We start from the raw sequence: 19316 nt of genomic DNA on the forward strand, positions 1-19316 counted from the left end.
CGGCTTATAAGATCATATGCCGTTATACGTTGTTTACGCTTTGAGGAATCCACGATGAGTGAGGCAGAAGCCCGCCCGAGTAACTTTATTCGTCAGATCATCGATGAAGATCTGGCCAGTGGTAAGCACACCACAGTCCACACGCGTTTCCCGCCGGAGCCAAATGGCTACCTGCACATTGGTCACGCCAAATCGATCTGCCTGAACTTTGGTATTGCGCAAGACTACCAGGGGCAGTGCAACCTGCGTTTCGATGACACCAACCCAGTAAAAGAAGACATCGAATACGTTGAGTCGATTAAAAACGACGTGCAATGGCTGGGCTTCAACTGGTCAGGCGATATCTGCTACTCCTCAGACTATTTCGATCAGCTGTATGCCTATGCGGTTGAACTGATTAACAAGGGTCTGGCATACGTCGACGAGCTCTCTGCTGACGAAATCCGTGAATACCGCGGTACGCTGACTCAGCCCGGTAAGAACAGTCCGTTCCGCGATCGTAGCGTGGAAGAGAACCTGGCGCTGTTTGAAAAAATGCGTGCCGGTGGCTTTGAAGAAGGTAAAGCGTGTCTGCGTGCCAAAATCGATATGGCGTCTCCGTTCATCGTGATGCGCGATCCGGTGCTGTACCGCATTAAGTTCGCAGAACACCACCAGACCGGTAACAAGTGGTGCATCTACCCGATGTACGACTTCACCCACTGCATCAGCGATGCGCTGGAAGGCATTACGCACTCTCTGTGCACGCTGGAATTCCAGGACAACCGTCGTCTGTACGACTGGGTGCTGGATAACATCACCATTCCTGTGCATCCGCGTCAGTACGAGTTCTCTCGTCTGAACCTGGAATACACCGTGATGTCCAAGCGTAAGCTGAACCTGCTGGTCACTGACAAGCACGTTGAAGGCTGGGACGACCCACGTATGCCGACCATTTCTGGCCTGCGTCGTCGTGGCTACACCTCCGCCTCCATTCGTGAGTTCTGCAAACGTATCGGCGTCACCAAGCAGGACAACACCATCGAAATGGCGTCTCTGGAATCCTGCATTCGTGAAGACCTGAACGAAAACGCGCCGCGCGCGATGGCGGTGATCGATCCAGTGAAACTGGTTATCGAAAACTATCCGCAGGGCGGGAGCGAACTGGTCTCTATGCCTAATCATCCGAACAAACCGGAAATGGGCACCCGCGACGTGCCGTTCAGCGGTGAAATCTGGATCGATCGTGCCGACTTCCGCGAAGAAGCGAACAAGCAGTACAAGCGTCTGGTGCTGGGCAAAGAAGTACGTCTGCGTAACGCCTATGTAATCAAAGCCGAGCGCGTAGAGAAAGATGCGGAAGGTAACATCACGACCATCTTCTGTACGTACGACGCAGAGACGCTGAGCAAAGATCCGGCGGATGGCCGTAAAGTGAAAGGCGTAATCCACTGGGTGAGCGCGCAGCATGCGCTGCCGGTTGAGATCCGTCTCTACGACCGTCTGTTCAGCGTGCCTAACCCAGGCGCAGCGGAAGACTTCCTGGCGGTTATTAACCCTGAGTCTCTGATTATCAAGCAGGGGTATGCCGAGCCGTCTCTGAAAGCCGCTGAAGCCGGTAAAGCGTTCCAGTTCGAACGTGAGGGTTATTTCTGCCTGGACAGCCGTTACAGCACGGCAGAAAAACCGGTATTTAACCGTACCGTGGGTCTGCGTGATACCTGGACTAAGATCGGCGAATAATAACGCTGCTCTGGTCAATGAGAAACAAACGCCGCGTAATGCGGCGTTTTTTTATTTAACGATCATGTCGTTAAGCATCGGGATAATCTTTTAAAGCCAACATTCCAGGTCAATGTGGTGCTACTTATTTTATTTAAAAAAAGTTTGTTGTTTTCCAAAAACAGAAACGCTGAAAAATATATTGTCAATCTCAATGTTACTTACTGAAAATTAGCGTATTCCCCCGCCAGTACTCGCTTCACGGTAAATGTTACAAAGCACTACGAAATATGTGCTCTTCGTCATAATCCTGACTTTTGCCTGATTAAAAGCATTGATAATTCGCGTCGCGAAAAATAACCTAAAGACGGTAGTTAATTCGAGGGTATTTCTGACTACCCCTGACCATTTGGTCTTTTCTGTTTTTCGCCGTTTAAGGCGTTTTAATTCGTCAAAGAGGAATAATCTATGCGTACGTTCAGTGGCAAACGTAGTGCGCTGGCGCTGGCTATCGCCGGTGTGACAGCAATGTCGGGCCTGGTGGTTGCGCCAGAGGCAAAAGCAGCAGGTTTCATTGAAGATTCCACCCTTACGGGCGGTATTTATTACTGGCAACGTGAGCGTGACCGTAAAGACGTCACTGAAGATAAATACAAAACTAACCTCTCTCACTCGACCTGGAACGCCAACCTGGATTTCCAGTCGGGATATGCCGCCGATATGTTCGGGATCGATATTGCAGCGTTCACCGCAATTGAAATGGCCGAAAATGGCGACAGCGGCCATCCGAACGAAATTGCGTTCTCCTCCAGCAATAAAGCTTACGACGAAGACTGGTCCGGCGATAAAAGCGGAATCAGCCTGTATAAAGCGGCTGCAAAATTCAAATATGGCCCGGTCTGGGCGCGTGGTGGTTATATCCAGCCAACCGGTCAGACGCTGTTAGCGCCGCACTGGAGCTTTATGCCAGGTACCTATCAGGGCGCGGAAGCCGGTGCTAATTTTGACAACGGCGATGCGGGGGCGTTGAGCTTCTCCTATATGTGGACCAACGAGTACAAAGCGCCGTGGCACATTGAGATGGACAAGTTCTATCAAAACGATAAAAAAACCAAAGTTGATTATCTCCACTCGCTGGGGGCGAAGTACGACTTCAAAAACGATCTGGTGCTGGAAGCGGCTTTTGGTCAGGCTGAAGGTTATATTGATCAGTACTTTGCTAAAGCCAGCTACAAATTTGATATCGCAGGTAGCCCGCTGAGCACCAGCTATCAGTTCTACGGTACGCGCGACAAGGTCAGCGATGGCAGCGTAAATGATATTTATGACGGCACCGCGTGGTTACAGGCGCTAACCTTCGGCTACAAAGTGGGTCAGGTTGATTTGCGTCTGGAGGGTACATGGGTCAAGGCAGAAGGGCAGCAGGGCTATTTCCTGCAACGTATGACGCCAACCTACGCCTCTTCCAACGGTCGTCTGGATATCTGGTGGGATAACCGCTCTGACTTCAACGCCGACGGCGAAAAGGCAGTCTTCTTCGGCGCAATGTATGACCTGAAGAACTGGAACCTGCCTGGCTGGGCAGTGGGCGCGTCCTACGCGTACGCCTGGGACGCGAAGCCAGCGGATATGGCTACGCCAGACGCCTACTACGATCCGAACTACCGTCTGAAAGAGTCTTCATACAGTCTGGATGCGATTTACACCCTGCAGGAGGGGCGTGCGAAAGGCACGATGTTCAAACTGCACTTCACCCAGTATGACAACCACTCCGATATCCCGAGCTACGCGGGCGGTTACGGCAACATCTTCCAGGATGAGCGCGACGTGAAATTCATGGTCATTGCGCCATTTACCATCTTCTGATGAATGCTGCGGCGAGCTGTGTCCCGCCGTTATGGAGACTGAACATGATGAAAAAAAGGGTAATCGTTGCGCTGCTGGCATTCGGGCTGGTGGCGTGTGCGCAGGATCAGGCGCCGAAAGAAGACTCCCGTCTTAAAGAGGCCTACAGCGCGTGCATCAATACCGCACAAGGTTCACCTGAGAAGATTGAAGCCTGTCAAAGCGTGCTGAACGAGCTAAAAAAAGACAAAGCCCATGAGCAATTCGCCACGCAGGAAAACGTTCGCGTGATGGATTACCAGGCCTGTATTCAGGCGCGTAAAACCGGTAACGATCAGGAAGTGGCGAAGCGTTGCGATAAGATTTGGGACGAGATTCGCAATAACAATAAATAAGTTGCTTTACGCCCGGTGGCGCTGCGCTTACCGGGCTTTTTCCAGGCAAAAAAAAAGCCAACCTCACGGCTGGCTCAGAGTATGAACACTGACTTATTTTGCGTCGTGCGCATGTTCATTTTCGCGGCAATCCCCTTCAGCACAGTGACCGTACAGGTACAGGCTGTGGTTGGTCAGGCGGATGCCATGACGGGCGGCGATTTCACGCTGGCGTGATTCAATGGAATCATCGCTAAATTCAATGACCTTGCCACAGTCGAGGCAGATCAGGTGATCGTGGTGGTGCTGCTGAGTCAGCTCGAACACGGATTTACCGCCTTCGAAATTATGACGAGTAACAATGCCCGCGTCATCAAACTGGTTCAGCACACGATAGACGGTTGCCAGCCCAATCTCTTCACCCATATCGATAAGACGCTTATAAAGGTCTTCCGCACTGACATGGTGATTGTCTGGCCCCTGAAGCACTTCAAGGATTTTTAACCGAGGAAGCGTTACTTTCAGGCCAGCTTTCTTTAATGCGGTATTGTTGTCAGTCATGCGGAATCTGTCCTGTTGCTAAACGATTCACTTCAAAAGAAGAAGTGACAGAAAATGCACTTGGGATAATGCGTCTCATTATAGAACTGCCATGGCTAAATGAAAACTGCAAGTCTCAAGCAAAGTATGCTTATAAAAACGTGGTATCACCAACAAACTTGTTCGATGGCACCCACTTTTTACCAGGGGGATATTGTACAGGTCTGGACGAAAAAGTTAAAAGTTTGTAGCAATTAATTTAATCGGTTTTACCTGGACAACGGGCGCAACCGGAGTTGCGCCGCAGGGATATCAGGCGTTAAGGATATCGTCCAGGTTCAGTTCTTCACGAACCTGCTTAACCCATTTTTCTACACGCTCTGCGGTCAGCTCTGGCTGACGGTCTTCATCAATGGCAAGGCCAACGAAGTGATCGTCATCTGCCAGACCTTTGGAAGCTTCGAAGTGGTAACCCGCTGTTGGCCAGTGACCAACAATCGCCGCACCGCGCGGCTCAATGATGTCACGAATAGTGCCCAGCGCATCACAGAAATACTCAGCGTAGTCTTCCTGATCGCCACAGCCAAACAGGGCAACCAGCTTGCCGTTGAAGTCGACTTCTTCCAGCGTCGGGAAGAAATCGTCCCAGTCACACTGTGCTTCACCGTAGTACCAGGTCGGAATGCCCAGCAGCAGGATGTCATAGCCCTCGAGATCTTCTTTGCTGCTCTTGGCGATGTCATGCACATCAGCAACGTCTTTACCGAGCTGTTTTTGAATGTTTTTTGCGATATTTTCAGTATTGCCGGTATCACTGCCAAAGAAAATGCCGATGATTGCCATGAGTAAAATAACCTCTTGAAACTTAATGGTATGGTGGCGCAAATTGTCCACGGATAAGGGCAATAATAGCAGAACAGGCAACCCTGCGGAAACAGCTATCACGCAGGACTGCACTCTGTGCTACATGAAAAAGGTAATATTGGGGATTTTCTGACTCACGCCTTGCCGCGTAACGTCTCAAGCTGGGCGATCAGCATCTCTTCGATCAGTTCGCTGCGGCTGATGTTGCGCGCGTCAGCTAACTCGTTAAGCGCATCGACGGCATCGGCATTCAGCTTGAGTTCGACACGCTTAAGCCCACGATTTTTATCGCGTTTAAGCTGGTTGCGTTTATTGATACGCAGCTGTTCATCGCGCGAAAGCGGATTCGTTTTCGGTCGTCCCGGTCGACGCTCATTCGCGAACAGATCTAGTGTCGTACGGTCCGTTTGTTCTTTGGCCATGATTCTGAGACTTCGGGGGAAACACGCCGCCCTGCTAATGCCCGGGCGATAAGCGCGCCATCATACATCACCCATATCCACACGCCAACGACTGGAAGCCCGTCGTCTTCCGGTCGCTGGCTTTTTAATCAATTCGCTGTATCAGTAAGATAGCGGCGAATGGCGCGCAGGACCGCATCCGGTTTTTCCGCGTGGACCCAGTGCCCGGCACCGGCGATGACGTGAGCGCGAGCCTGCGGAAATTGCGCCAGCAGCGTGTCACGATACGCGTCAGTGACGTAAGGGGAGTTGCCGCCGCGAATAAAGAGGGTAGGGTGCGGCCAGGCGGGGACATTTTCCCACCCCACAATATGCGAATACTGATCCCACAGTACCGGGACGTTAAAGCGCCATTGTCCGTCAACAAAGGATTTCAGCAGGAACTGGACCACGCCTTCTTCATCGAGATGCTCGCGCATAACGGCTGCCGCCTGCTGGCGTGTGGAGACGCCTGACTCTGTCACAGCATTGATCGCAGCGAAAATCTCATCGTGACGGCGAACGTCGTAATTGACGGGCGCAACGTCAATGACCACCAGACCGGAAATTCGCTCAGGGGCCAGCGCAGTGAGCGCCATCACCGCTTTACCGCCCATTGAATGCCCGATGAGCGTCGCTTTCTGGATATTATTCGCATCGAGGGTGTCCCGCAGATCCTGCGCCATGGCTGCGTAGGTCATCTCCTCAGAGCGCCCTGAAAGACCGTGATTGCGCATATCAACCTGGAGGATCTCGTGATCGGTCACTAAATCGCGCGCCAGCACGCCCAGGTTATCCAGGCTACCAAACAGGCCGTGAACCAGTACGATGGGAGAATTATTGTTCGGCGATTGTGCAGTTTGCGCTCGGGTATTCAATTTCATGGCAAAGTTCTTTTTTTAGGTTTGTCAGGTTAGGGTATCATGTTGACCATTCTGCCGCCCGGGGGCAAGGATCCAGTTTAATCTGACTTTTGCCGCCAACCTGGTTTGACGCTATCCGCTGTTGGGATTAGACCTTATAATCTCAACGACTTGTATTCAGATAAGATATCGCACTGGATTAAGATGAAAACAATCGAAGTTGATGACGAACTCTATCAGTATATTGCCAGCCAGACGCGGCATATTGGGGAGAGCGCGTCCGACATTTTACGGCGCATGCTTAAAATTTCCGCCGCCTCACAGCCCACTCCTGTCACTAAAGATGTCGTGTCTCAGCCGAGCGTTGTTGCACAAGTAAAACCTGCCGTCATGCCGGCAAAAGACAAAGTGCGCGCGATGCGCGAGTTGCTGCTGTCTGATGAATATGCAGAGCAGAAAAAGGCGGTTAACCGCTTTATGCTGGTGCTGTCTACACTTTACTCACTGGATAACAACGCATTTGCAGAAGCGACAGAGTCGCTGCACGGTCGCACGCGCGTTTACTTCGCAGGTGACGAGCAGACCCTGCTGCAAAATGGCAACCAAACCAAACCCAAACATGTTCCCGGTACGCCATACTGGGTGATCACCAATACCAATACGGGCCGCAAGTGCAGCATGATCGAACATATCATGCAGTCCATGCAGTTCCCGGCGGAATTGATCGAAAAGGTTTGCGGTACAATTTAACCCTTGCATCAGAAGGACCAGGCAATGGCAAATCACAGCCGTGCAGGACAACCTGCACAACAACGCGATTTGATTAACGTCGCTCAACTGACCGCGCAGTACTACGTGCTGAAGCCGGTGGTGGGCAACGCAGAACACGCAGTGAAGTTTGGTACATCTGGCCACCGCGGCAGCGCGGCGCGCCACAGCTTTAACGAACCGCACATTCTGGCCATTGCTCAGGCCATCGCGGAAGAGCGCGCCAAAAATGGCGTCACCGGTCCGTGCTATGTTGGGAAAGATACCCACGCCCTGTCTGAACCTGCCTTTATCTCCGTGCTGGAAGTACTGGCGGCAAACGGCGTAGACGTGATTGTTCAGGAGAACAACGGTTTCACGCCAACGCCTGCGGTTTCTAACGCTATTCTGGTACATAACAAAAAAGGTGGCGCGCAGGCGGACGGTATTGTGATCACCCCGTCCCACAACCCACCGGAAGATGGCGGCATCAAGTACAACCCACCTAACGGTGGCCCGGCGGATACCAACGTCACGAAAGTGGTGGAAGATCGCGCCAACGCGTTACTGGCCAACGGTCTGAACGGCGTGAAGCGCATCTCGCTGGATGAAGCCATGGCGTCCGGCCACGTGAAAGAGCAGGATCTGGTGCAGCCGTTCGTGGAAGGGCTGGCGGATATCGTCGATATGGCCGCTATCCAGAAAGCCGGTCTGAAGCTGGGCGTGGATCCGCTGGGCGGCTCCGGTATTGAATACTGGAAACGCATTGCCGAGCACTACAAGCTGGATCTGACCATCGTGAACGATCACGTCGATCAGACCTTCCGCTTTATGCACCTGGACAAAGACGGCGCGATCCGTATGGACTGCTCCTCCGAATGCGCAATGGCTGGCCTGCTGGCGCTGCGCGACAAGTTCGACCTGGCGTTTGCCAACGACCCGGACTACGACCGCCACGGTATCGTCACCCCGGCTGGGCTGATGAACCCTAACCACTACCTGGCTGTTGCGATCAATTATCTCTTCCAGCATCGTCCGCAGTGGGGCAAAGAGGTTGCGGTGGGTAAAACGCTGGTCTCTTCCGCCATGATTGACCGTGTGGTCGATGCGCTGGGCCGCAAGCTGGTGGAAGTGCCGGTGGGCTTCAAGTGGTTTGTTGACGGTCTGCACGACGGCAGCTTCGGCTTTGGTGGTGAAGAGAGCGCGGGGGCATCCTTCCTGCGCTTCGACGGCACCCCATGGTCAACCGATAAAGACGGCATCATCATGTGCCTGCTGGCGGCGGAAATCACCGCGGTTACCGGTAAGAACCCGCAGGAACATTACAACGACCTGGCAGCACGCTTTGGTGCGCCAAGCTATAACCGTATTCAGGCTGGCGCGACCTCTGCTCAGAAAGCCGCTCTGTCCAAACTCTCTCCGGAGATGGTCAGCGCAAGCACCCTGGCAGGTGACCCGATCACCGCGCGTCTGACGGCGGCACCGGGTAACGGCGCATCCATCGGCGGCCTGAAAGTGATGACCGAAAACGGCTGGTTCGCCGCGCGTCCATCCGGTACGGAAGATGCGTACAAAATCTATTGCGAAAGCTTCCTCGGCGCTGAGCACCGCCAGCAGATTGAGAAAGAAGCGGTAGAGATTGTCAGCGAAGTGCTGAAAAACGCGTAAATGGTGTCTGGTGCGGGCTGATGCCCTCACCCCGGCCCTCTCCCACAGGGAGAGGGAGAAAACATTGATCTCGTAGGCCCGGTAAGCGTTAGTGCCACCGGGCTTCTTTTTTAACTATGCTTATTCTTCAGTTCAAATCTCGGCGATACCAGACCGTACAGCGTCCAGCCCATAAAGGTCACCATCGCGCCATACAGCATCGCCTCCTGACCGGACGAGTAGAGCGCATAGAAGCTGTAAATCGCCCCAATCAGCGCCACGATATTGGCCGCCCGGGCTTTGCGCGGATCCACCTTCGCCACCTTCTGAATAATCACCAGTGCCGCCATCGACAGAATGTACGGTATGATGTTCGTCACCACCGCCAGGTTGACCAGTACATTAAACTGGCTGTTCAGTGACGGGCTGATGGTCATCAGCGACAAACCGCTCTGGAAAATCACAATCGCCAGCATACCCTGTACCGGCGCATCCGCTTTGGTGACGCGGGAGAAGATTTTCGGGAAATAACCTTCGTCAGCGGAGGATTTGAATACCTGGGCGATGGTGAACTGCCAGCCCAGCAGCGAGCCGCAGCAGGACATCACCATCAGACCCATGATCACTTTCCCTACCTCTGGCGTAAACATCTGCGCAAACGCCAGCCCGAACGGCGCCGTGGAGTTGGCGAGATCCATGTTGGGCACAATTCCCGCAATCACGTTGGTTGAGACGATATAGATCACCGCCGCCCCCAGCGTCCCGCCGAGTACCGCGATCGGCACGTTCTTTTCCGGGTTTTCCACCACTTCCGCATTCGCACAGGCTGACTCCAGCCCGAGGAAAGCCCATAGCGTCATGGCGATGGACGATCCCACGGCGGTAAAGAACGGCACGTGGTGCGGGTTCCAGGAATTGGCGTACAGCGTCGGGCTGAACCAGAACCAGCCGATGATGCACAGACCGACTACCGGAATGATCACGCCCCAGACGGTGATGCTGCTGAGTTGTCCGGTGATGCGCGCGCCGCCAAAGTTGGCGACGGTGCAGATCCACAGCACGCCGATGGTCGCCAGCCCAATCTGCACCGGGGTCAGCGTCGCGCCAAACAGCTCCGTACCGTAACCCACTGCGGAGATGGCAATCGCCACGTTGGCGATCAGCAGCGACACCCCGTAGGTATAGTTGGCCATGAAGTTACCGGACTTACCAAACGCATATTCGGCATAGCCGCCCATGCCGCCAGACTTACGGCTGAACATCCCGCACTTGGCAAACGCCCACGCCAGCGCCATTGAGCCGACTGCCGTTACCAGCCAGGAGATAATCGAAATCGTCCCCACTTCAGCGAGCTTAGTGGGCAGCATGATGATCCCGGACCCCATCATATTCACCATGGTGAGGATAGTGAGTTGTACCACGCCCATCTTGTTGGACTTACTCATAATTTTTCTCCTTTCAGCAGAGACGGCTGAGCGGCGGGTTGTTTAATGACGTAGCAGCGCACCTGTTTGCGCCCGTCACACTCCTCGACGTAAACCCCCTGTAACTCCGGCGCAAAGCCCGGCAGCAGATTGATCCCGTCTTCCAGCGCGGCGAAATAGCGCAGCACGGAACCGCCCCAGACTTCCCCCGGAACCACGCACAACACCCCCGGTGGGTAAGGCAGCGCGCCTTCCGCGGCAATACGGCCTTCCGCGTCGCGCAGTGACACCAGCTCGACCTCACCGCGCAGATAGGCATAGTTCGCCTCCTGCGGGTTCATCATGACGCGCGGGAAGTGAGACTTGCGGAACATCTCTTTCTGCAACTGCTTCACGTTATGGCGGGCGTAGAGGTCGTGCATCTCCTGACAAATCTGACGCAGGGAATAATCCGCATAACGTTCCGGATGTTGCTTATAAAGAGAGGGCAGAACCTCTTTCAGCGGCACATCGCTCTGGAGCAGTTTTTCGAAGCGCACCAGCTGGGCGACGAGCTGCTGCAATTTGCCCATGTCCTCCGCCGGGGTGAGCAGGAACAGAATGGAATTGAGGTCGCATTTTTCCGGCACGATGCCGTTTTCACGCAGGAAGTTGGCGAGGATGGTGGCGGGCACGCCGAAATCATCATACTCGCCGGTGCGGGCGTTGATGCCTGGCGTGGTCAGCAGCAGTTTGCAGGGATCGATAAAATACTGATGCTCGGCATATCCCTCAAAGGCGTGCCAGCGTTCGCCCGGAACGAAATGGAAGAAGCGCAGATCGGTGGCGATCTCCGCCGTATCCCAGCTTTCCCACGGACGGCCATCCACCGTCTCCGGCACGAACGGGCGAATAAACTGACAGTTCTGAAGGATCAGTTTTCGCGCTTCGATACCCGTCACCACGCAGTCCATCCACATGTTGCGCCCACTTTGCCCCTCGTGCATGCGGGCGTTGATATCCAGGGCGGCAAATAGCGGATAAAACGGGCTGGTGGAGGCGTGCATCATAAAGGCGTTGTTGAGGCGCTTATGCGGAACATAGCGCGGCTGGCCTTTTATGTGGCTGTCCTTCTTATGGATTTGCGAGGTTTGCGAGAAGCCCGCCTGCTGCTTATGCACCGATTGGGTAACCAGAATGCCCGGATCGTTTTCGTTCAGCTCCAGCAGCAGCGGCGAGCAGTCGGCCATCATCGGGATAAACTGCTCGTAACCCACCCAGGCGGAGTCAAACAGGATGTAATCGCACAGGTGACCAATCTTATCCACCACCTGACGGGCGTTATAAATAGTACCGTCGTAGGTGCCCAGCTGGATCACTGCCAGACGGAAGGGACGTTCATCCCGCGCGCGACCAGACGCGACCTCTGACACCAGTTCCCGCAGGTAACTCTCGTCGAAACAGTGTGCGTCAATACCGCCGATAAACCCGTACGGGTTGCGCGCTGTTTCCAGATACACCGGCGTCGCTCCCGCCTGTAACAGCGCCCCGTGGTGGTTAGATTTATGGTTATTGCGATCGAACAGCACCAGATCGCCTGGCGTGAGCAGGGCATTGAGCACCACCTTATTGGAAGAGGAGGTGCCGTTCAGCACGAAGTAGGTTTTATCCGCATTAAAGACTTTTGCCGCATGCTGTTGGGCGATGCATGGCGCACCTTCATGGATCAGCAGATCGCCCATTGCCACGTCGGCATTGCACAGATCTGCGCGGAAAAGCGTTTCGCCAAAGAAATCGACAAACTGGTTTCCGGCCGGATGGCGGCGGAAGAACTGACCTCCCTGATGTCCGGGGCAGTCAAACGCGCTGTTCCCCTGCTGGACGTAATCGACCAGCGCGCGGAAGAACGGCGGACGGAGCTGGGTTTCGTACTTCTGCGCAGCCGCTTCAAGCTGGCGTCCGTAGTACGCATTGCTGGTGTCGGAATACTCAAAAACGCCGTGAATACGCGACAAAAATTCAGCTGGAACCCTTTCTTCTTTATGCGTGGCAATAAACACCGGAATACCGAATCCCGTGGCTTCTATTTCTTCTATGGCGCCATTGAAAATATCACTGACGGCCAGAACCACGGCTGCCACATCAATATAATCCGATGCGGTGATATCCACGATCTCGCGCGAAGTGGTAAAGCATTCAGGGCAGGCACGGCTGACGGCAATTTTTAACGTTTTCATCTTTATCTCTTTATTTCAGGCAATATGGGTCCCTCGACTTCTTGCGGTAAAGAAATCGATTTTTTCCGGAAAAAAAAGCAAAGCGCGTCCGCTGATACGAAATCAGTTAATTGCTTTTTTGCTGAGTAGAATTCAGTCCGCCCGGTTGCGGAGAATCTGAATCACAAGGAATGAGCGCAGGTGTTCACAGGCAACAGCCTGTAAAATAGCATTTTTCAGGATAACCTGTAAGCAGATGCGCCAGAAGTCGAAGGACTACCGGGCGTTAAAGAGATGAAAGTCAAAACAGTTTCGGTGGGCAAACATCATGATATGTGTTGTCCGCCTTATATGGGGCATTAAACGATTATTGTTTTCCATGTTCATTTTCCTTTCAGTAATTGAAAGCACGGTCATTTTATCCAGGAAAAAGGGATTAACTGTGAAATAGATCACCAATAACCGATCATTTCAGAAATAATTAGTCGTTTTGAGTGAATAACGCAGATCAAAATGCTGTTTTGTTGGTTTGGTGTTAAATTGGTGTTCTAATTATGTTTAGCGAGGGCGAATATAGGCATGAAAATAATCTCGTCGTTATTTTCATGGCTATATTCAGGCTGGTGTGTTCTTTATTTAAAATTAAAGTGAATACTTATTCAGATCATAAACCGATATCCGATACCGGTTTCTGTTAATAAATGACGAGGACGCGCGGGATCGGCTTCAAGTTTCTGGCGAAGGTGTCCCATATAAATGCGTAAATAGTGACTATGTTCGACAGCATTCGGTCCCCAGACCTGGCTTAACAGCTGTCGCTGCGTTAACACTTTTCCGTGGTTACTGAGCAACACGGCCAGCAGACGAAACTCGATAGGCGTAAGGTGGATCTCTTCTTCCCCTCGCACGATGCGGCGGGCGGCAAGATCGACGCGGATATCGCCAAAGACGTACACCGGTTCAGAAGGAGTGGTGGCACTGTGTCGACGCAGCGCCACACGCAGCCGGGCCTGTAACTCGCCAATGCCAAACGGTTTGATCAGATAATCATCCGCTCCGGCATCCAGCGCGGCGATTTTATCCGTCTCTTCGGTGCGGGCAGAGAGCACCAGAATGGGCATCTGGCTCCACTGACGCACCTCACGAATAAAATCGATGCCGTCGCCATCCGGGAGTCCCAGATCCAGGATCACCAGATCTGGCTTGCGGGTGGCGGCTTCAATTAACCCCCGTTGAAGCGTTCCGGCTTCATGAACGCGCAAACCGTCGCCTTCCAGCGCGGTACGCAGAAATCGGCTGATAGCGAGCTCATCTTCAACAATCAGAACGTTAATCACAAATCCTCTGGTAATTCATCAAGTTCTGGTGGAGTTTCAAGAGGAAGTGTAACACAAAAGCGTGCCCCACCTTCCGGGCGGTTCTCTGCGGAAATGGTGCCGCCATGCACGTCAACAATCGCCTGGCAGATCGCCAGCCCCAGCCCGACGCCCGGAATGGCAGATTCCTTATTACCGCGCGCAAATTTTTCGAATATGGCGCGCTCCTGGCCGGCCGGAATACCCGGCCCGGTATCCCAGACATCGAGCCGCAGCACACGTTTATCCACCCTGGCAGCAATCCCCAGCCGGGCCTTTGCCCCGGCGTATTTAGCGGCATTTTCCAGAAGATTAATCAGCACGCGCTCAAACAGCGGGCCATCCACATGGATTAACGTCAGGGGTTCCGGCATGTCCAGCTCGATATGGCGCCCGCCGAGACCCGGCTCCAGCATCTTCAGCGCACTGCCGACAACCTCCTCAAGGGTGAGCCACTCTTTTTTGAGGTTAAACCCGCCGGACTGAATGCGCGCCATGTCCAGCAGGTTGTTCACCAGACGCGTGGTATTTAGCACGTGCTGACGAATTTCGCTGGCCTGCATCGCATGTTTTGATCCTTCCGCCGCCAGATCCAGCGTCAGAATTTCGGACTGGCCAAACAGCACGGTAAGCGGGGTGCGCAAATCGTGAGACAGCGCTGCCAGCAGCGAATTGCGAATACTTTCGCGCTCGCTTGCCAGCCGTGCCTGCTCTTCGCTGGCGGTGAGCGCCAGCCGTTCAAGGGCGCTGGCGACCAGCAGGGTGAAGGTTTCCAGCAGGCGCTGCTGCTCGGGGATCATCAGCTGACGCAGGTTAGACGGCTCGACGATGACCAGCCCGTGATTTTTATCCGCGCTGCGCAGCGGCAGGATCTGGTAAGGCACCCCGGGCAGAGTGTCGGTGCCGGCACCGGCAGGTAAACCCTTATCAAAGCTCCAGCGGGCAATCGCTTCATCCCAGGGCGTCATCCCCGAAGGGGAGGTCAGCGGGCGAAGGCGCCCCTGCTCGTCGGGGAGCAAAATCAGGTTACTGGCATGAAAGGTCGAACGGATAAACTGCTCGCTGGTCTGGACGATATCCTGCTGCGTGCGGCCGACCGCCAGCGATTTTGACATCTCATACAGATGGCGGGTGCGCTGCTCGCGATAGCGGGCAATGCGTGCCTGGTAGCGCACGCCTGCCGTCAGATTCCCGATCACCAGCCCGACGGTAAGCATCACGGCAAAGGTCAGAATGTACTGCACGTCCGAGACAGCAAGCGTCCCGCGCGGAGCGATAAAAAAGAGGTCGAAGCTGATGACGTTGATCACCGTTGCCAGCACCGACGGCCAGCGGCCATAAAAGAGCGCGACCACAACGACGCCCAGCAGATAAATCATGACCAGATTGGCGGCATCGAAGGCGATTAGCCACTGGCTGGCAATCACCGTAATCAGGGCGCAAAGGACCACGGCCACCAGGCAGCCCCGGATCTGGACGCGCCATTTATCGCCAAAGGTGCGTGCGTCCGGCGTACGGCCGGGCAGGGGGGCGGGCTTGTCATCCAGCGCGACGATGACTAAATCCAGATCCGGCGCGCGGCGTGCCAGCCTGTCGGCAAAAGATTCGCGGCTAAACCAGCGGCGATGCTGGCGACGTCCAATGACAATCTTGCCCAGGTTATGCTCGCGCGCGTAGCGCAGAATGGCTTTATCTTCCTGCGGATCGGACAGGGTTGCGGTTTCGGCACCCAGCTCCTGCGCCAGCCGCAGCGCGCTCAAAATGGCGCGACGCTGATTTTCCGGCAGGCCGTGAAGCTGTGGCGTTTCGACATACACCGCGTGCCAGACGCTGCCAAACTTCGCCGCAAGCCGGGCGGCGGTGCGGACCAGTTTTTCATTGCCGCTGCCGTGACCAATGCATAACAGAATGGCGTCACGCGTGTGCCAGACGCGCTCCCGCCCCTGCAGGTCTCGCCAGGCGCGCATCTGGTCATCCACGCGATCGGCGGTGCGGCGCAGGGCCAGCTCGCGCAGGGCAATCAGGTTTCCTTTGCGGAAAAAATGTTCGATGGCGCGTTCGGCCTGGCCGGCAATATACACCTTGCCTTCGTGCAGGCGCTGGCGCAGATCGTCCGGCGGCAGGTCAACCAGTACGACTTCATCGGCAGAATCAAAAAACGGATCGGGGACGGTTTCGCGCACCTGGATACCGGTTACCCCGCTTACCACGTCGTTCAGGCTTTCCAGATGCTGAACATTCACCGTGGTGAAGACGTCGATGCCGGCTTCAAGCAGCTCCTCAACATCCTGCCAGCGCTTCGGGTGGCGTGAGCCAGGCGCGTTGCTGTGCGCCAGTTCGTCCATCAGGATCAGCGCGGGGCGGCGGGCGAGGGCGGCATCAAGATCGAACTCCGTCACCAGCCGACCGCGATGGCTGATACGCTGGGGCGGCTGCGTCGCCAGCCCCGTCAGCAGCGCCGCCGTCTCTTTGCGACCGTGGGTTTCCACCACGCCGATGAGAATATCAAGCCCCTGCGCCCGAAGCCGCTGGGCTTCCGTCAGCATGGCGAAGGTTTTCCCGACGCCCGCGCAGGCGCCGAAGAAAATTTTCAGCTTGCCGCGGTGGGCTTCAGCCGTTTGTTCAAGCAGCCTGTCCGGATCCGGGCGCATGGGCTCTTCGGTCATTTAGTTCTTCCTTAGCGCATCCAGCGCCAGATTCAGCTCAACAATGTTCACTACCGGCATGCCGATGAAGCTGACCAGCGGCTTTTGCGTATGTTCTGCAACCAGCTGGCTCACCTGCTCGACGGTCAGCTGACGGGCGGCGGCCACGCGTGGGATCTGCCACGCCGCTGCGTCCGGCGTCAGGCTGTAATCCAGCCCGCTCGCGGAGGCGGTGACCAGCTCAACCGGCACCTCACGGCTGGCCTGCGGATTCGCGGCGCGCAGGGCGGCAACGCGTTCAGCAACGGCTTTGTCCAGGTCAGGATTACTGCCAGCCAGATTGCTGCCGCCGGAGGCCATTGGATTATACGGGCTTTCCGCAGTGGCGGAAGGGCGTCCCTGGAAGTAGCGCGGGTCCGTAAAGTTTTGCCCAATCAGACGCGAGCCGCGGTTTTCACCGTTCTGGATAATCAGCGAGCCGTTGGCCTGGTCCTCAAACCACCACTGGCCCAGCGCGGTTGTCATCAGCGGGTAAAGCCCGCCGGTAATCAGAGACAGCAGAATAAACAACAGTATAGCGGGACGTAACATCGTCATGAGATTCACCTTTTAAACCAGCCCGAACAGCGTTAACAACATGTCGATAACCTTGATCCCAATAAAGGGCACCACCAGCCCACCCAGACCGTAAATCCACAGGTTACGGCGCAGCATGGCGGCGGCCGTCAGTGGCTTATAGCTCACCCCTTTCAGCGCCAGAGGAATAAGAAAGACAATAATCAGCGCGTTGAAGATCACCGCGCTCAAAATGGCCGAGGCTGGAGAGTGCAGGTGCATCACATTCAGGGCATTCAGCTGCGGATAGGTTGCCGCAAAGGCCGCCGGGATAATGGCGAAATACTTCGCCACGTCGTTGGCGATACTGAACGTGGTCAGCGAGCCGCGCGTCATCAGCATCTGCTTCCCGATATGCACCACTTCGATCAGCTTGGTCGGGTTCGAGTCGAGATCCACCATGTTGCCCGCCTCTTTTGCCGCCTGGGTACCGGAGTTCATCGCCACCGCCACGTCGGCCTGCGCCAGCGCCGGGGCGTCGTTGGTGCCGTCGCCGGTCATCGCCACCAGACGACCTTCCGCCTGATACTGGCGAATGAGTGCCAGCTTCGCTTCCGGTGTCGCTTCGGAAAGGAAATCATCCACGCCCGCTTCGGCGGCAATGGCCGCCGCAGTCAGACGGTTATCCCCGGTGATCATCACCGTTTTAATGCCCATCTTACGCATCTGGGCGAAACGCTCTTTTATACCGCCTTTAACGATATCCTTCAGGGCGATAACCCCCAGAACGCTTGCACCTTCCGCCACCACCAGCGGGGTTGCCCCCTGACGCGCCACGCTTTCCACCAGGTGGTCGACTTCCGGAGGGAAATGTCCATTATTGGCTTCAATATGACGGCGAATGGCATCAACGGACCCTTTACGGATCATCCGGTCCTGAATGTTAATTCCACTCATGCGGGTTTGCGCCGTAAAGGGCACGAACGTGGCGTGCAGGCTTTGTACGTCGCGCTGGCGCAGGTTAAAGCGCTGCTTGGCGAGGATCACGATACTGCGACCTTCCGGCGTCTCATCGGCCAGCGAAGAAAGCTGCGCCGCGTCGGCCAGCGTTTTTTCATCCACGCCGGGAGCAGGTAAAAAGTCAGAGGCCTGACGATTACCCAGGGTGATGGTCCCGGTTTTATCCAGCAGCAGTACGTCTACGTCACCCGCCGCTTCAACGGCGCGTCCGCTGGTGGCGATGACGTTCGCGCCCAGCATACGGCTCATCCCCGCCACGCCAATCGCGGAAAGCAGGCCGCCGATAGTGGTGGGGATCAGACAGACCAGCAGGGCGATCAGTACGGTGATGCTGACCGCTGTACCGCCGTAGGCGGAGAAGGGCCACAGGGTCGCCGTTGCCAGCAGGAACACAATGGTGAGCGCCACCAGCAGAATGGTCAGGGCGATCTCGTTCGGCGTTTTACGACGCTGTGCGCCTTCCACCATGGCGATCATCCGGTCGAGAAAGGTTTCGCCCGGGTTAACGCTGCACTGGATCACCAGCCAGTCGGAAAGAATGCGCGTTCCGCCGGTAACTGAGGCGAAATCTCCGCCCGACTCACGGATCACGGGCGCGGATTCCCCGGTAATGGCACTTTCGTCTACCGACGCGCCACCCTCAACTACCTCCCCGTCGCAGGGGATGATGTCCCCGGCTTCCACCAGCACCACGTCACCTTTGCGCAGTTCATCCGCCGGAACGTGGTCCATCTGCGCGCCGTATTTAGGTTCGCGTAATTTGCGCGCAAAGGCGGTTTTTTTGACCCCTTTCAGACTGTTGGCCTGCGCCTTACTGCGGCCTTCCGCCAGCGCTTCGGCAAAGTTGGCGAACAGCACGGTAAACCACAGCCACAGGCTGATGGCGCCGGTAAAGGTTGCATTTCCTGAAAGGTGTCCCGTTCCCATGGCAATCGCCAGTGCGGTGGTGAGTAAACTTCCAGTCCAGACAATAAACATCACCGGGTTGTGCCACTGCACGCGCGGGCTCAGTTTTTTTACCGCATCCATGAGGGCCTGACGAACTAAGGTTGGTTCGAGCAGGGCCAGTTGTTTACGACTCATGACAAATTCTCCGCAAAA

At 55.3% G+C, this 19316-nt stretch carries 16 protein-coding genes; 5 read left to right on the forward strand and 11 right to left on the reverse strand.

The window, feature by feature from the left end; all coding sequences use genetic code 11:
- Positions 1 to 54 precede the first annotated feature (54 nt).
- From glnS to chiQ, 3 genes are all read left to right on the forward strand, one after another.
- Positions 55 to 1722 (forward strand): glutamine--tRNA ligase, encoded by a 1668-nt coding sequence (glnS, locus tag ACQG1K_RS06575; RefSeq protein WP_015571127.1) that lies wholly within the window; start codon positions 55 to 57, stop codon positions 1720 to 1722.
- 447 nt (positions 1723 to 2169) lie between these two features.
- Positions 2170 to 3567 (forward strand): chitoporin ChiP, encoded by a 1398-nt coding sequence (gene chiP / locus ACQG1K_RS06580; protein WP_367075664.1) that lies wholly within the window; start codon positions 2170 to 2172, stop codon positions 3565 to 3567.
- Between the two features lie 47 nt (positions 3568 to 3614).
- Entirely contained in the window at positions 3615 to 3941 is a 327-nt protein-coding gene (gene chiQ / locus ACQG1K_RS06585; protein ID WP_023299602.1) for a ChiQ/YbfN family lipoprotein, read from the forward strand.
- 93 nt (positions 3942 to 4034) lie between these two features.
- Here the strand turns inward: chiQ and fur are convergent, their stop codons facing one another.
- The 4 genes from fur to ybfF all read right to left on the reverse strand — a co-directional run bounded on the left by fur (position 4035) and on the right by ybfF (position 6648).
- The gene (gene fur / locus ACQG1K_RS06590) at positions 4035 to 4481 is read right to left on the reverse strand and encodes a ferric iron uptake transcriptional regulator (protein WP_003858655.1); all 447 of its coding nucleotides are present in this window, start codon (positions 4479 to 4481) and stop codon (positions 4035 to 4037) included.
- Positions 4482 to 4772: 291 nt separating this feature from the next.
- Positions 4773 to 5303, reverse strand: coding sequence for a flavodoxin FldA (gene fldA, locus ACQG1K_RS06595; RefSeq protein WP_003858653.1), 531 nt, complete (start codon positions 5301 to 5303; stop codon positions 4773 to 4775).
- 155 nt (positions 5304 to 5458) lie between these two features.
- Positions 5459 to 5746: a LexA regulated protein gene (ybfE, locus tag ACQG1K_RS06600; RefSeq protein WP_003858652.1), complete on the reverse strand. Its 288-nt coding sequence runs from the start codon at positions 5744 to 5746 to the stop codon at positions 5459 to 5461.
- Between the two features lie 128 nt (positions 5747 to 5874).
- Positions 5875 to 6648, reverse strand: coding sequence for an esterase (ybfF, locus tag ACQG1K_RS06605; RefSeq protein ID WP_022647446.1), 774 nt, complete (start codon positions 6646 to 6648; stop codon positions 5875 to 5877).
- Between the two features lie 183 nt (positions 6649 to 6831).
- On the opposite strand from ybfF, the gene seqA reads away from it, so the two are divergent.
- Together seqA and pgm are read left to right on the forward strand one after the other, a co-directional pair.
- A complete protein-coding gene (gene seqA, locus ACQG1K_RS06610; protein WP_003858650.1) occupies positions 6832 to 7377 on the forward strand; it encodes a replication initiation negative regulator SeqA in 546 nt (181 codons plus the stop codon).
- A 24-nt stretch (positions 7378 to 7401) separates the two neighbouring features.
- Positions 7402 to 9042, forward strand: coding sequence for a phosphoglucomutase (alpha-D-glucose-1,6-bisphosphate-dependent) (pgm, locus tag ACQG1K_RS06615; protein ID WP_023305695.1), 1641 nt, complete (start codon positions 7402 to 7404; stop codon positions 9040 to 9042).
- Positions 9043 to 9152: 110 nt separating this feature from the next.
- Here pgm and potE read toward each other — a convergent pair whose 3' ends face one another.
- The 7 genes from potE to kdpB all read right to left on the reverse strand — a co-directional run bounded on the left by potE (position 9153) and on the right by kdpB (position 19298).
- Complete coding sequence (gene potE / locus ACQG1K_RS06620) at positions 9153 to 10466, reverse strand: putrescine-ornithine antiporter (protein WP_022647448.1); 1314 nt, start codon at positions 10464 to 10466, stop codon at positions 9153 to 9155.
- The gene (gene speF / locus ACQG1K_RS06625) at positions 10463 to 12661 is read right to left on the reverse strand and encodes an ornithine decarboxylase SpeF (RefSeq protein ID WP_023299604.1); all 2199 of its coding nucleotides are present in this window, start codon (positions 12659 to 12661) and stop codon (positions 10463 to 10465) included. Before speF ends, potE begins: the two co-directional genes overlap by 4 nt.
- Positions 12662 to 12916: 255 nt before the next feature.
- A complete protein-coding gene (gene speFL / locus ACQG1K_RS06630) occupies positions 12917 to 13021 on the reverse strand; it encodes a leader peptide SpeFL (protein ID WP_003858645.1) in 105 nt (34 codons plus the stop codon).
- A gap of 278 nt (positions 13022 to 13299) precedes the next feature.
- Complete coding sequence (gene kdpE / locus ACQG1K_RS06635; protein ID WP_022647450.1) at positions 13300 to 13977, reverse strand: two-component system response regulator KdpE; 678 nt, start codon at positions 13975 to 13977, stop codon at positions 13300 to 13302.
- Positions 13974 to 16661 carry a two-component system sensor histidine kinase KdpD gene (gene kdpD / locus ACQG1K_RS06640; protein WP_023299605.1) on the reverse strand — a complete coding sequence of 896 codons (2688 nt, stop codon included), beginning with the start codon at positions 16659 to 16661 and terminating at the stop codon, positions 13974 to 13976. The genes kdpE and kdpD overlap by 4 nt, the downstream gene beginning before the upstream one ends.
- A complete protein-coding gene (gene kdpC / locus ACQG1K_RS06645) occupies positions 16662 to 17237 on the reverse strand; it encodes a potassium-transporting ATPase subunit KdpC (protein WP_022647452.1) in 576 nt (191 codons plus the stop codon).
- 12 nt (positions 17238 to 17249) lie between these two features.
- The gene (kdpB, locus tag ACQG1K_RS06650) at positions 17250 to 19298 is read right to left on the reverse strand and encodes a potassium-transporting ATPase subunit KdpB (protein ID WP_023299606.1); all 2049 of its coding nucleotides are present in this window, start codon (positions 19296 to 19298) and stop codon (positions 17250 to 17252) included.
- Positions 19299 to 19316: the final 18 nt, after the last annotated feature.

The sequence above is a fragment of the Enterobacter cloacae complex sp. 402C9 genome (assembly GCF_050030745.1).
Classification (GTDB): domain Bacteria; phylum Pseudomonadota; class Gammaproteobacteria; order Enterobacterales; family Enterobacteriaceae; genus Enterobacter; species Enterobacter intestinihominis.

Coding starts and splice junctions, on each gene's coding strand:
- chiQ (WP_023299602.1), top strand. CDS start 3,615: ATGAAAAAAAGGGTAATCGTTGCGCTGCTGGCATTCGGGCTGGTGGCG.
- kdpC (WP_022647452.1), bottom strand. CDS start 17,237: ATGACGATGTTACGTCCCGCTATACTGTTGTTTATTCTGCTGTCTCTG.
- potE (WP_022647448.1), bottom strand. CDS start 10,466: ATGAGTAAGTCCAACAAGATGGGCGTGGTACAACTCACTATCCTCACC.
- kdpB (WP_023299606.1), bottom strand. CDS start 19,298: ATGAGTCGTAAACAACTGGCCCTGCTCGAACCAACCTTAGTTCGTCAG.
- ybfF (WP_022647446.1), bottom strand. CDS start 6,648: ATGAAATTGAATACCCGAGCGCAAACTGCACAATCGCCGAACAATAAT.
- kdpD (WP_023299605.1), bottom strand. CDS start 16,661: ATGACCGAAGAGCCCATGCGCCCGGATCCGGACAGGCTGCTTGAACAA.
- glnS (WP_015571127.1), top strand. CDS start 55: ATGAGTGAGGCAGAAGCCCGCCCGAGTAACTTTATTCGTCAGATCATC.
- speFL (WP_003858645.1), bottom strand. CDS start 13,021: ATGGAAAACAATAATCGTTTAATGCCCCATATAAGGCGGACAACACAT.
- fur (WP_003858655.1), bottom strand. CDS start 4,481: ATGACTGACAACAATACCGCATTAAAGAAAGCTGGCCTGAAAGTAACG.
- speF (WP_023299604.1), bottom strand. CDS start 12,661: ATGAAAACGTTAAAAATTGCCGTCAGCCGTGCCTGCCCTGAATGCTTT.
- chiP (WP_367075664.1), top strand. CDS start 2,170: ATGCGTACGTTCAGTGGCAAACGTAGTGCGCTGGCGCTGGCTATCGCC.
- fldA (WP_003858653.1), bottom strand. CDS start 5,303: ATGGCAATCATCGGCATTTTCTTTGGCAGTGATACCGGCAATACTGAA.
- seqA (WP_003858650.1), top strand. CDS start 6,832: ATGAAAACAATCGAAGTTGATGACGAACTCTATCAGTATATTGCCAGC.
- pgm (WP_023305695.1), top strand. CDS start 7,402: ATGGCAAATCACAGCCGTGCAGGACAACCTGCACAACAACGCGATTTG.
- ybfE (WP_003858652.1), bottom strand. CDS start 5,746: ATGGCCAAAGAACAAACGGACCGTACGACACTAGATCTGTTCGCGAAT.